This window comes from Butyricimonas hominis, from assembly GCF_014287455.1.
In the GTDB taxonomy this organism is placed as follows: Bacteria; Bacteroidota; Bacteroidia; order Bacteroidales; family Marinifilaceae; genus Butyricimonas; species Butyricimonas muris.
Map to the genome: position 1 here is coordinate 575,316 of NZ_JACOOH010000002.1, position 11,293 is coordinate 586,608.

The following is an 11,293-nucleotide window of genomic DNA, read 5'->3' on the forward strand; positions in this document are numbered from 1 at the left end:
TAATTTACGATTTATGATTTCAGATTTGCGATGTAGCTCTCCGGAATCATAAATCGTAATTCGCAAATCAGAAATTAATATATGGATCAATCTAAGAAACTAGCCAAATACGATCGTTTGTACGAACAAATCAAGCAGTACATTCAGTCGACGGAAGATGTCTGGGCTCGACTGGCGACCATGGAGGCGGTGTTGCATCACAAGATGCAATCTTTTTTTTGGACGGGGGTGTACGTGTTGATAGACGGAGAATTGATCGTGCGTTCATACCAAGGTCCCGTGGCTTGTCAGAAATTGCGTAACGGGGGTGTTTGTTGGGCGGCTATTAATTCGGGAGAAACCGTTATCGTGGATAATGTGGAAGAGTTTCCCGGACATATCGCGTGTAATGCGGCTTCAAAAAGTGAAATTGTAATCCCGCTAAGAGATCAAAAAGGGGTTATTTTCGGTTGTTTAGACGTGGATAGCGATCATTTATCGGCATTTGACAAGGAAGACGAGATTGGGTTGAAGAAAATTTTGTCACTTCTTTATCAGTCAGATAGCGTAAAATGAACTCATAAATGTGAAAAATAAGTTAAGAGGCTTTTGATTTTTCTTAAGAGTGTGTTATCTTAGGGGCATGAATAATGAAATTTATCACGTAAAATACAAAACTCAGAGGATTATGAAAAAACTACTTTTATTTGTTCTAGTAAGCTTTTTTGTGGGAACACTTGCAGCACAAACGACGGAAGAAGAAGCAGGTAAATTAAAGAATGCGGGAAATGCCGCATGGAAAGCAAAAAATTACAAGGAAGCATTTACCAATTGGGAGAATTATTTAAAAGCAATAGATTTTAAAGATGACGCCAGTGTTTACAACGTGGCTGTTTGTGCTAATAAACTGAAAGATTACGTGGCTGCCGAGAAGTATTTCACGATGTCTATCGCGAATAAATACAAATTAAAAGATTCCTATGCCGGAAAAGCAGATGCCGAGAAGAACTTGAAGAAAACAGACCAGATGATTAAAACACTGGAAGAAGGTATCAAGGCGACTCCGGGACAGAATTCCGCTTTGATGAGAACATATGCCGTGTATTTCTTGAAAGAAGGGCAGAAATTCCAAAAGGCGAATAATATTGCCAAGGCTGCCGAGAATTACCAGAAAATAGCCAACATGAGTGACAAAGGTTTTAAAGCTCAAGGATTGGTTAGTTTAGGTACTTTGTATTTTAATAACGGTGCCGCTATTCTTCAAGAAGCGACTCCTTTCGCTAACAAGGAAAATGATAAATACGAAGCAGGAAAAGCAAAAGCAATGGCAGAGTTTAAAAAAGCCCAAGGTTTTTTGATTGAAGCCATGAGTGCTGACCCGAAGAACGTGGAAGCTCCTGAGGTTCTAAAGGAAGTAAAGGACGCCATGACAAAATTGACAACTCCTCAAAGTTAAAGATAGTCTTGCTAAAGAGGAAGAAGGCTAAGATTTACTTAGCCTTCTTTTTTTTATGCCGTTTTTTTTGTAATTTTGAACAAATTGGTGAGGAATTTTAAAATTCAATGATATGAAAACAGATTCTTTTAGCGGTAAGTTACCATGGGAGGGACGACCGCCTATTTTCGAGCATGTAAAAGCCCATTTGAAAGACAAGAATGAGAAGGATAGATATTTACCGGATGTTAGCGAGAATAACCTACATTGGAAGGATTATACCCCGGGGTATAATGATTACTCGTTGATAGATAGAGAGGACCCTAAGATAAACTCAAAGTTTATTGACCGGTTGATTTATTTATTCGATAATTATTCAAAACATGCGCGTCTTGAGGATAAGGTCGAGTTCTATAATATGGTGAAAGATCATCACATCATAGGGTACATGGATGAGTTTTTTGAAAAATTGTCTGATAGAAAGATAAGGATTGAATATAATGCTATAGAATTAATTTACTGGATGGTTCGAAAAGCACCGGACCGGGAAGTGGTGAAGCTGGGTATTCTTTTTGTGGGTATGCTTCGTAATAAGAAAGATTTGAATTTACTGACCACGCTCAGCCAGCATGAAGAATTCACATTCTATGTCGGGATAGCACTGTTTAATATGACACCTGAATGGGAGGTTACTCTTATCAAACTGATAGAACCGTTAAGTGGTCACGGGAAATTACTATGCTTGCGATATTTACTCTCGAATTCGGAACAAGAAGACACGATAGAATGGTGTATCAGATATGGATATCAAAGACTGGAAATGACCGAGTTGGGTGTGATGGACTGTATGCAATATTGCAATGTCCCGGATTATCTGCAAAAGGAAAAATGGGACGAGCCATTGACGAGGGGCGTCCAAGTGATGCTTTTGTTTTCTTTACAATATATTGAATACGAACCGGTGTTTGACAGGATAGGGAAGATACTCTATTTGTATTTGCGCCAAACACGCGGGAAAAGGAGAGGGATCATACAATATTTCATACTATTATGGGCAGACAATTTTTTTAAATCTTTCAAAGAGAATGAAGAGGTTGTAGAAATAGCCGATATTACAGAAGAAGAATTCGCTGATATGTGGATAGAAGTACTCCAAGAAAAGAAAAAGTCTTGGTATGCTGAATTTCATATGTGCTGGGACCTTGATCGGGACAAGCTGTGTAAACACGCTAACAAAGCATTTAGTGAATTACTGATGAAACGATACGATCAGTGGTAATATTGGGATATTACTTCTGCCGCCTTGGGATATCCGAGGCGTTTCGAGATTTCGAGATCTTCGAGGGCTTCTTTGTAATTATCAACGACCAGCTTGGATATAGCCCGGTTGTAATAGGCTTTCGCGTTCGAGGGGTCTATTTGTATGGAGCGGGTGTAACTTTCGATAGCGTTGCTTAATTGTCCTTTTTGGTGGAAGATAACCCCCCGGTTAAAGAACAAGGCGCTTGATTTTAAACCTAACGAGATCGCTTTCTCGTAATCTGCCAATGCGCCGTCCAAATCCTTCATCCCGTAACGTACAATCCCCCGGTAATGGTAAGCTTCCAGTAAATCGGGTTGCAGGTTAATGGCATGACTGTAATCCTGTATCGCTAAAGTAGCCTCGCCCAAATTCTCGTGAATAATTCCCCGGTTGTAATATGCCATGGCATGATTGGGTACGTTGGCAATCACGTAATTCATGTCTTTCAGCGCTTCTTTGGGTTGTTTCAGGTTTGCCAATGCAATAGCCCGGTTATAGTAAGCCGAAAAGAGATTCGGATCCAATGCGATGGCGTTATTGAATTCCTGTAAGGCCTTTCCGGGTTGTTCCCGGGTAATGTAATCCATACCCCGTCGATTACTCTTCACCGCTTGATGATGTGAGCACGAGGTGAGTATGAAAAATAACATTATCCAGATATAGTGGCGCATATTTGTTTTTATAATTACGTGATTCAAAGTTAATGATTAATCGTGAAATAATAAATAATTATCTATTTTTATTTGAATATAACCGTTTTACGATATCATTTCTTTTCAGTTTCGTCAAGATACCGATAATTTCATCCTTGAATTCCCTTTTATACCAGAAGAAGAAGATATTCTGACGTTTTTTCTCTGTTTCTGTCTTGGCAGACTGAATCTTACGCAAGGAGTAGGGGTGAAGTCCGGAATAATACATATCCGTGGCTAATGTCATGGGCGTGGGTGTAAAATCCTGCACCTGTTCCAAGCGGAAATCCAGCTCTTTCGTCTGGATGGCCAATTCTGCCATATCCACGAGACTGCATCCCGGGTGAGAAGATATAAAATAAGGTATGATTTGTTGCTTTAAATGCTCTTTTTTATTGATCGCATTGAAGCGGGCTGTCAATTCATGAAATAATTTGAACGAGGGCTTGCGCATCAGATGCAGCACGTTGTCGGAACTGTGCTCCGGTGCGACTTTAAAGCGCCCGGAAACATGGTGTTTAATGACCGTTTCGAGGTATTCCCGGTTTGTCGAGTCTACTTCTCTGTTACCCGTGCGGTGCATAACCAGATCATAGCGGATGCCCGAACCTATAAAACAGTGTTTCACTCGCGGTTCTTGCCGCACCTTATTATATAACTGTAACAGGTGCGAATGGTCGGTATTCAGATTTTTACACACGGTAGGGTGCAGACAGGAGGGACGTTTGCACAGTCCGCAAATGTTCAAGTCTTTGCCTCGCATCGCGTACATATTGGCAGAGGGTCCCCCCAAGTCGGATATGGTTCCCTTGAAATCCGGCATCTCGCACACGTGCTGTACTTCACGCAAGACGGATTGTTCGGAACGGGAAGCAATAAATTTTCCCTGATGAGCCGAGATCGTGCAAAAGGCACATCCCCCGAAACATCCGCGATGCAGGGTGATGGAATGTCGGATCATGTTGTATGCCGGTATTTCCTTGTCCTTGTATTTCGGGTGAGGCAATCGGGTGAACGGGAGATCGTAAACGGCATCTATCTCGTCCGTGGTCATGGGAGGATAGGGCGGGTTCACGATGATAAGTTTGTCCTCAATCGGTTGTATCAATTTGGCGGCGTGAATACTATTGGATTCTTCTTCGATATACCGGAAATTCGTGGCGTATTTCTTTTTATCCGTCAAGCATTCCTCGTGTGACGCTAAAGTAATGGTTTGCCATCTTTTATTCGTGGCGTATTTTTCTTCCTTATCCCGTAGCACGCAGGTTTGTGGGATATTTGTCAGACTGTGGAAAGGAATCCCTCTCCGTAACATTTGACAAAGCTCGGTAAGCGGTTTTTCTCCCATGCCATACACGAGCATATCTGCCTGACTTTCAAAAAGGATAGAGGGTTTAAGTGTATCTTTCCAATAATCGTAATGCGTGAAGCGACGCAATGATGCTTCAATTCCCCCGATAATGACGGGAGTATCCGGGAATAACTCTTTTAATATACGGGTATAAACGATGGTGGGCATATCGGGACGTGCCCCGCTACGATTACCGGGCGTGTAGGCGTCATCCGAACGGCGACGCTTGGCTGCCGTGTAATGATTGACCATGGAATCCATGCATCCCGGACTAATACCGAAAAACAAATTGGGTTTCCCTAATTTCTTGAAATCCCGTAAATCGTCTTGCCAGTTGGGTTGGGGAACGATAGCCACTTTCAAACCCAATGATTCCAACAGGCGTCCGATAACTGCTGCCCCAAAAGAGGGATGATCCACGTAAGCATCTCCGGAAAAGAGAATTACATCGATACTATTCCAACCCCGCTGTTCAACTTCTTTTTTGGTTGTCGGTAACCATTGCTGTATGTTGTAGTTCATAAGGTTCATAAAGTTTGTAAAGTTCATAAAGTTATTTCTTCACGAACTTTAGTCATTTGCTTGAAATTCGTTGCAAAGATACGGAAAGTCTCTGTAATAATTATATTTCGTTTGTTTCTTCTTGGTTGTCAAAATAAAAAATATCCGAAATCGTTTCTCCCTTCTTCAAGAGATGAGCCTGCCATCCGTTTGCCTTGGCTTGTTCTATATTGGCTTGATTATCATCAATGAATAATATTTCGCGAGGGGCTATTGCAAGTTCTTTCGTGATCCGCTCGTATGCTTTTGGATCGGGTTTCCGTAAATGTAATTCATCTGAATAGAAGTATTTGTCGAACAGGTCTTCAAAATCATACCCGAATTGCTCCCGGAACATGGCTTTATATGTTTTCCGGTGAGGATAGTTGGTATTACTGAAAATACAGGTTGTATAACGCTTTCTTATTGTTTTAATCAACTCTATTCTTTCTTTATTGTAGGGCTGAAGCATATTGTTCCAAGCCTTCCAAATATCCTCGTCCGATACGTTTTTTGATGCCAGAAAATTCACGTGAAATTCATCAATGAATTCGGCAGGAGTTATTAACCCGAGTTCGAGATCACGGAAAAACGACCCGTTCTCGGCTATAATGTCATTATAAGCGAGTCCGTCGATATTGAGTTCTTCAAAAGATTTAACTGTTTTATTAACATCGACATCCATAATGACACCACCGAAATCAAAGATAACAACATTACACGTGTCAGCAAATTTTCTTATTTCTTTCATACTCGTTACTTTTTATAGTTTATAAAAGCAAAAATAGGAACGAGAAACCGGAAAAAATTTGTGATAGATTAAAATCGTACCTTTATTCTCCTCGTATTCTACTTAGAGTGGGTAATGTAATACCGAGATAGGAGGAGATATAACCTAAATTAACCCTGTTGCACAAGCCGGGAAGATCCCGGAGTAGTTTTTCATACCGTTCTTTAGCGGGGAGTGTAAGCCTTTCGATACGTAAATCTTGTAATAGCAGAAATGCATCTTGATGAGAAACGCGAGCCCAATTAGCTAATTCGACATTGGTTCGGAACAACTCATTAAGTGTATCTATCGGAATGGAATATGCTATTGTTTCTTCAAGAGTCTGCACATACTCGAAACCAACCTTGTTCTTTAGAAAGTCCAACGATCCGTAAGTCCAGTCCCCCTCTTTGGAAAACCACGTGGTTATTTCTTTACCGTCAGACAGGATATAAGACCTCGTGAGCCCCGATTCTATAAAAAACACTTTCCGGTCGGGCTTGTCTGCCTTTATAATATGGGATTTACGGGGAAATAAGTGTTTTTCAAAACGGGAAGTCAATGCCTCTATCGTTTCATGGGATACAGGATACTTTTTTATAATGGATTCTATTATATTCTTCATGTCAGTTAGCTTTAAATTAGCTGGTGAATTTAACAAAGATACGGAAAGTCAATTAAAATACAGAATTAGAAATTGAAAATGAAAAATATTACCTTTGTCGGCAAATTTTGAAAGCAGAATGAAGAAAGTAAATATTATAAGTCTTGGGTGTTCCAAGAATCTCGTGGATACGGAGTTGTTGATGAAGCAATTGGAGAAAGTAGGGTATAGTGTTGAAGTTGATGTTGAGAATTCCAAGGCTAAGATTGTTGTAATCAATACTTGCGGGTTTATCGGGGACGCGAAAGAAGAATCGGTGAACACGATACTGGAACAGGTGGAGTTGAAGAAAGAGGGAAAGGTGGACAAGATATTTGTTATGGGATGTTTGTCCCAACGTTACGAGCCGGAATTACAGAAAGAGATCCCGGAAGTGGATGCTTATTTCGGGAAATTTGACTGGAAGGGTATTTTAGCGGAGCTTGGGAAAGAGTACGATGAAAAGCTTCGGAATGAACGCCATTTGACGACACCGCCGCATTACGCCTATTTAAAGATATCGGAAGGATGCAACCGTAAATGCTCTTATTGTGCCATTCCGATCATGACGGGAGAATACAAATCCCGTCCTTTCGAGGAAATTGTTGATGAAGCGGAACGTTTGGCTAAACAAGGAGTAAAGGAACTATTGGTGTTGGCACAGGATATTACTTATTACGGGATTGATAAGTACGGGAAAAATCGACTTGCCGAGTTGGTGGAGCGAATTGCAGATATCAAGGGAATCAAGTGGATAAAATTGCATTACGCTTATCCGGCGGGGTTCCCGATGGAGTTGCTGCCCGTGATGCGGGAGTGCGAAAATGTATGCAAATATCTGGATATTGCTTTGCAGCATTGTAGTGATCACATGCTGAAACAGATGCGAAGAGGTGTAACAAAACAACAGACCATAGACCTCATCAATAAAATTCGGGAAGAAGTACCCGGAATAGCCTTGCGAACCACGTTAATGGTGGGACACCCGGGAGAAACGGAAGAGGACTACCGGGAATTGATTGATTTCGTGGAAACGATGAAATTCGAACGTCTGGGGGTATTCCCGTACTCGCACGAGGATGATACTTATTGCGACAAGAATTATAAAGATGATGTTGCTGAAGAAATAAAAAATAAGCGGGCGGAAGAATTAATGGAAAGACAGTTGGAAGTGGCGGCGGCGTTGAATCAAAGTTGGATCGGGAAGAAACTTACCGTATTGATAGATAGGACGGAAGGCGAGTTTTTCGTGGGACGCACGCAATACGATTCGCCGGAAGTGGATCAGGAAGTATTTGTAACAACCGACCGTCCTTTACAAGTCGGAGAGTTCTATGAAGTGGAAATCACGAGTGCGGAACCGTTCGAACTATACGGCGTAATCTAAAAATTTTATAAAAAATATAGAAACGGAGAATAATTTTTCGTTTTTATTCGTACTTTTACTCATCGAGGTTCATTGAAATTTTGATGAGTATTTTTTTGTATGACTTTTTACTAACTACAAATATAAATACCATGTTGAATAATCTATTTTGGATAGTACCGGCATGTGCCGTTATCGCACTTCTGTTCGCGAGGATTTTCTTTAAAGGGATGATGAAAGAGTCGGAAGGAACCGACACGATGAAACGTATTGCCGGACATGTCCGCAGGGGAGCTATGGCTTATTTGCGACAACAATACCGGATCGTGGGTATGGTGTTCCTCGTGTTGTGTATTCTGTTTGCTTGGATGGCGTACGGTCCCGGGCTGCAAAACCCGTGGGTATGGTTTGCTTTTCTTACCGGAGGTTTCTTTTCCGGTCTGGCAGGCTATATCGGGATGAAAACCGCAACTTATGCTTCGGCGAGGACGGCAAATGCTGCACGCAGAAGTTTGAACGATGGATTGAAAGTTGCTTTTCGTTCGGGTGCGGTAATGGGATTAGTAGTGGTCGGCTTGGCTCTGCTTGATATTTCGTTATGGTGGTTATTGCTCGATTATTTCGTGGAAGAGGCTACATCCACGGAGAAAGCGATAGTGATCACGACAACCATGTTGACCTTTGGTATGGGGGCATCGACGCAGGCGCTGTTCGCCAGAGTGGGGGGAGGTATCTTCACGAAAGCGGCCGACGTGGGTGCTGATCTCGTGGGTAAGGTTGAAGCGGGTATTCCGGAAGATGATCCTCGTAATCCCGCGACCATCGCAGATAACGTGGGGGATAACGTGGGGGACGTTGCTGGTATGGGGGCAGACCTTTACGAATCGTATTGCGGTTCTATTCTTGCCACGGCTGCTTTAGGTGCCGCGGCGTTCCGACTGGAAGCGGATATGCAATTTAACGCCATACTGGCCCCGATGCTGATTGCCGCTTTTGGAGTTATCTTATCGTTGCTGGGTATATTTATGGTAAAAACAAAAGAGGGTGCTTCTCAACAACAATTACTGAGAGCGCTTGACCGGGGGATAAATGTAAGTTCAATTCTTATCGTGGGCGCCAGTTTCTTGGTGATCTATTTATTGGGATTGAGTTATTGGATTTGCGGATCCGTGATTGTCGGGTTGATAACGGGAATCATTATCGGTAAAGGAACAGAATATTATACTTCACATGCCTATAAACCGACGCAGGATATTGCCAAGAGTTCGGAAACCGGACCCGCAACCGTGATTATTAAAGGTATCGGTACGGGTATGATTTCGACGGCTATCCCGGTTTTCACGATCGTGGTGGGTATTGTACTTTCATTTTTGTTCGCGTCACAATTCGACTTCTCCAACATGTCCATGGGATTGTACGGAGTGGGTATTGCTGCTGTCGGAATGCTTTCTACCTTGGGTATCACGTTGGCAACGGATGCTTACGGACCGATAGCCGATAACGCGGGGGGGAATGCCGAAATGAGTCATTTGGGCGAGGAAGTTCGTCATCGTACGGATGCATTGGATGCTTTAGGCAATACAACCGCGGCGACAGGCAAAGGATTTGCTATCGGTTCCGCGGCTTTGACCGGATTAGCATTGATTGCCTCTTATATCGAGGAAATAAAAATTGGATTGTTACGTATGGGAGAGGAGATTCTGACAGTCGGGGAAAACACGGTAAGAACGGCCGATGCAACGTTACAGGATTTTATGATTCATTATGATGTTACTTTAATGAACCCGAACGTGTTGGCAGGTATTTTTATCGGTTCCATGATGGCATTTGTATTCTGTGGACTGACGATGAATGCCGTCGGACGGGCTGCACAAAAAATGGTAAACGAAGTACGTCGCCAATTCCGTGAAATCAAGGGTATCATGACCGGAGAAGCAGAACCGGATTACGCTAAATGCGTGGAGATTTCGACTAAAGGCGCCCAACATGAGATGATCTTCCCGTCATTGCTGGCTATCATTATTCCTGTGGCTATGGGACTTATCTTCGGTGTTGCAGGTGTAATCGGTTTGTTGGCCGGGGGCTTGGGAAGCGGATTCGTGCTCGCTATCTTTATGGCAAACTCCGGTGGTGCATGGGATAACGCTAAAAAGTATATTGAAGAAGGCAATCTAGGGGGTAAAGGTTCCGATAACCACAAGGCTACCGTGATCGGAGATACCGTGGGTGATCCGTTTAAGGATACTTCCGGACCGAGTTTGAATATTTTGATAAAATTGATGAGTATGGTCGCTATTGTTATGGCAGGAGTGACTTGTGCATATAGCCTTCTCTAAGTTCCGACTATCTATCCAAGTAGTTGGTGTTTGCCCAAGTATACGTGATGAATATACTTGGGCAATTTTTATGTCCGTTTACTTCAGATAAAAGATAAACCATGAAAGGCTTAACTTTTTTGAAAAATAATCGTATCTTGTAAAAAAATAAAAGAAAGAGATATGAGTACATTAAAAGAAGCTTTAGCACATAGAAGAAGTTATTACGCTATTACAAATAAATCATTAATTACTGATAGCGAGATAGAAGATATTGTAAAGTTTGCCGTGAAGAATATCCCTTCCGCGTTTAACTCCCAAACAACACGAGTTGTTTTATTATTAGGAGAACAGCACCTGAAATTATGGAATATCGTGAAAGATACATTGCGTAAAATCGTTTCAGAAGAAGCATTTAAGGCAACCGAGAAGAAAGTCGATACATCATTTGCCGCGGGATATGGTTCCGTGCTCTTTTTTGAAGACCGTACCGTGGTCGAGGGATTACAAAAAGCATTCCCGACCTATCATGAAAAATTCCCTATATGGTCGCAACATACTTCTGCCATGCATCAGTTAGCTATTTGGACAATGTTGGAGGATGCCGGCTTCGGTGCTTCGTTGCAACATTACAATCCTTTAATTGATGAAGCCGTTATCGCGGAATGGGGACTACCCGAGAATTGGGAATTAGTTGCACAGATGCCTTTCGGTATTCCGTTGCAAGAACCCGGGAAAAAAGAGTTTAATCCGTTGGAAGAAAGGGTTCGTATCTTTAAATAACAAATTTCAGAATCTATACAAAGTACCCCGGTTTGGTATACAAACCGGGGTACTTTGTATATTCTTCCGGAAAGACTTCTGTCTTGTATCTATTTTTGGAGCATAATTAATTAAAAC

The 11,293-nt window shown here is 42.1% G+C and carries 10 protein-coding genes; 6 read left to right on the forward strand and 4 right to left on the reverse strand.

Going from position 1 to position 11,293, the window contains the following annotated elements; translation table 11 throughout:
* Positions 1-81 precede the first annotated feature (81 nt).
* The 3 genes from H8S64_RS06080 (at position 82) to H8S64_RS06090 (ending at position 2,693) form a co-directional block, all read left to right on the forward strand.
* A complete protein-coding gene (locus H8S64_RS06080) occupies positions 82-555 on the forward strand; it encodes a GAF domain-containing protein (protein ID WP_099292430.1) in 474 nt (157 codons plus the stop codon).
* Between the two features lie 112 nt (positions 556-667).
* A complete protein-coding gene (locus H8S64_RS06085; RefSeq protein ID WP_186975359.1) occupies positions 668-1,435 on the forward strand; it encodes a tetratricopeptide repeat protein in 768 nt (255 codons plus the stop codon).
* 112 nt (positions 1,436-1,547) lie between these two features.
* Positions 1,548-2,693, forward strand: coding sequence for a hypothetical protein (locus tag H8S64_RS06090; RefSeq protein WP_186975360.1), 1,146 nt, complete (start codon positions 1,548-1,550; stop codon positions 2,691-2,693).
* Here H8S64_RS06090 and H8S64_RS06095 read toward each other — a convergent pair.
* The 4 genes from H8S64_RS06095 to H8S64_RS06110 all read right to left on the reverse strand — a co-directional run bounded on the left by H8S64_RS06095 (position 2,684) and on the right by H8S64_RS06110 (position 6,694).
* A complete protein-coding gene (locus tag H8S64_RS06095) occupies positions 2,684-3,304 on the reverse strand; it encodes a tetratricopeptide repeat protein (protein WP_186975361.1) in 621 nt (206 codons plus the stop codon). The two genes, H8S64_RS06090 and H8S64_RS06095, sit on opposite strands and share 10 nt — an antisense overlap.
* Before the next feature lie 142 nt (positions 3,305-3,446).
* Positions 3,447-5,282: a YgiQ family radical SAM protein gene (locus tag H8S64_RS06100; protein WP_186975362.1), complete on the reverse strand. Its 1,836-nt coding sequence runs from the start codon at positions 5,280-5,282 to the stop codon at positions 3,447-3,449.
* 100 nt (positions 5,283-5,382) lie between these two features.
* Positions 5,383-6,051: an HAD family hydrolase gene (locus H8S64_RS06105; RefSeq protein WP_186975363.1), complete on the reverse strand. Its 669-nt coding sequence runs from the start codon at positions 6,049-6,051 to the stop codon at positions 5,383-5,385.
* Positions 6,052-6,133: 82 nt separating this feature from the next.
* Positions 6,134-6,694 carry a Crp/Fnr family transcriptional regulator gene (locus tag H8S64_RS06110; protein ID WP_099292434.1) on the reverse strand — a complete coding sequence of 187 codons (561 nt, stop codon included), beginning with the start codon at positions 6,692-6,694 and terminating at the stop codon, positions 6,134-6,136.
* Positions 6,695-6,812: 118 nt separating this feature from the next.
* Between H8S64_RS06110 and rimO the strand changes: the two genes are divergently transcribed.
* The 3 genes from rimO to H8S64_RS06125 all read left to right on the forward strand — a co-directional run bounded on the left by rimO (position 6,813) and on the right by H8S64_RS06125 (position 11,176).
* Entirely contained in the window at positions 6,813-8,099 is a 1,287-nt protein-coding gene (rimO, locus tag H8S64_RS06115) for a 30S ribosomal protein S12 methylthiotransferase RimO (RefSeq protein WP_186975364.1), read from the forward strand.
* 131 nt (positions 8,100-8,230) lie between these two features.
* Positions 8,231-10,414 (forward strand): sodium-translocating pyrophosphatase, encoded by a 2,184-nt coding sequence (locus H8S64_RS06120; RefSeq protein ID WP_099292436.1) that lies wholly within the window; start codon positions 8,231-8,233, stop codon positions 10,412-10,414.
* 162 nt (positions 10,415-10,576) lie between these two features.
* A complete protein-coding gene (locus H8S64_RS06125) occupies positions 10,577-11,176 on the forward strand; it encodes a nitroreductase family protein (protein WP_099292437.1) in 600 nt (199 codons plus the stop codon).
* Positions 11,177-11,293: the final 117 nt, after the last annotated feature.